At 63.2% G+C, this 1,515-nt stretch carries 1 protein-coding gene; it reads right to left on the bottom strand.

Annotated elements, in window-relative coordinates; translation table 11 throughout:
• Positions 1-178: 178 nt before the first annotated feature.
• Positions 179-1,441: an IS256 family transposase gene (locus tag IAE77_RS00100; RefSeq protein ID WP_294219616.1), complete on the bottom strand. Its 1,263-nt coding sequence runs from the start codon at positions 1,439-1,441 to the stop codon at positions 179-181.
• Positions 1,442-1,515 lie beyond the last annotated feature (74 nt).

The raw sequence follows: 1,515 nt of genomic DNA, 5'->3' as shown, positions 1-1,515 counted from the left end.
CCGGTCGTTGCCGGCGGCCTTGAGCAACCGCGCTCGCATCGTTCTGAGCAGTGCGGGAGTGTCCGAATTTTTGTGTTCGAGGCGGGTTGTTGAATGCGTCTTCGCTTGAAGTTCTTTGAACAATAGGCCCCTACCAAGCCGCCGGAGGCGCCCCCGATTGGGCCATGTATTTCATGGCTCAACCCCAGGTACGAGGCGGCTGCGTGAATCGCTCCTCGTAGAGTATCGCGAACTGATTCATCGCCTCCTTCCAGTTGTGCGCTGCGCGGCCCCAATCGGCCGTGATGTTGCGCAGCGCCAGCCAGATCAGTTTGGTGGCCGCATCGTCACTTGGGAAGTGCCCTCGCGACTTGATGATCTTGCGCAGCCGCGCGTTGATGCTCTCTATCGCGTTGGTCGTGTAGATCACGCGACGCACCGCCGGCGGGAATGCAAAGAATGGGATCACCCGGTCCCAGGCGCGGCGCCACGCGGCCACGACGGTGGGAAATTTACGGCCCCAGGTGCCTTGCTCGAAGGCATCCAGTTCGGCCTGCGCGGCCTCGGCGCTCGGGGCCGTGTAGATCGGCTTGATCGCTGCGGCCAACAGCTTACGGTCCTTCCAACTCGCGTAGTCCAGGCTGTTCCTGATCAGGTGGACGATACAGGTCTGCAGCGTCGTGGACGGAAACACCGCGCTCAGCGCCTCGGGCATGCCCTTCAAGCCATCGGTAACGGCGATCAGGATATCGGCCACACCGCGCGTCTTCAGGTCGTTGAACACCTTCATCCAGAACTTGGCCCCTTCGGTGCCCTCGATCCACAGCCCCAGGATGTCGCGCGTGCCGTCGGGCAGAACGCCAAGAGCCAGGTAGATCGCCTTGTTGCGCACCACCGCGTCTTCGCGAATCTTGACCCGCAGCGCGTCGAAGAAGACCACCGGGTACATCGGCTCCAGGGCACGGGCCTGCCAGGCGCCGACCTCGGCCATCACGGCGTCGGTGACGCTGCTGATGAACTCCGGCGACACTTCCACGCCGTACTGCTCAGCCAGGAAGCCTTGTACCTCGCGCACGGTCATGCCGCGGGCATACATGGCGATGATCTTGTCGTCGAAGCCGGTGAAGCGCCGCTCGTGCTTGGGGATGAGCAGTGGCTCGAAGCTCGCATCACGATCGCGCGGCACCTCGATGCGCAGCGGCCCGTCCTCGGTCAGCACGGTCTTGCCGCTGCTGCCGTTGCGCTGGTTGTTACCGGCATCAGGCTTGGCCGTGCCGCTCTGGTAGCCCAGGTGGTGACCGAGCTCGGCGCCCAGCGCCCGCTCGATCAGCGCCTTCTTGAACGCCATCGACGCGGAGTTGACCGCCTCGCCGGTCATCGGTCCGCTCACGAACTGGTCAAGCAGTTCCTTGGGAATCTTGGGCAGTGCCGCGGACTTGGCCGCGATCGCCGCGTTCTTCATCTTCGTCTTGCTGATTGGCATACATGCTCCTGATCGTCATGCTATGCCTCGCACACAAAATTCCGGACAGGCTC

The sequence above is a fragment of the Prosthecobacter sp. genome, assembly GCF_014879935.1.
In the GTDB taxonomy this organism is placed as follows: Bacteria; Verrucomicrobiota; Verrucomicrobiia; order Verrucomicrobiales; family Verrucomicrobiaceae; genus Prosthecobacter.
The sequence above is the reverse complement of the archived record's forward strand: the minus strand, read 5'-3'. Positions and strand labels throughout refer to the sequence as shown.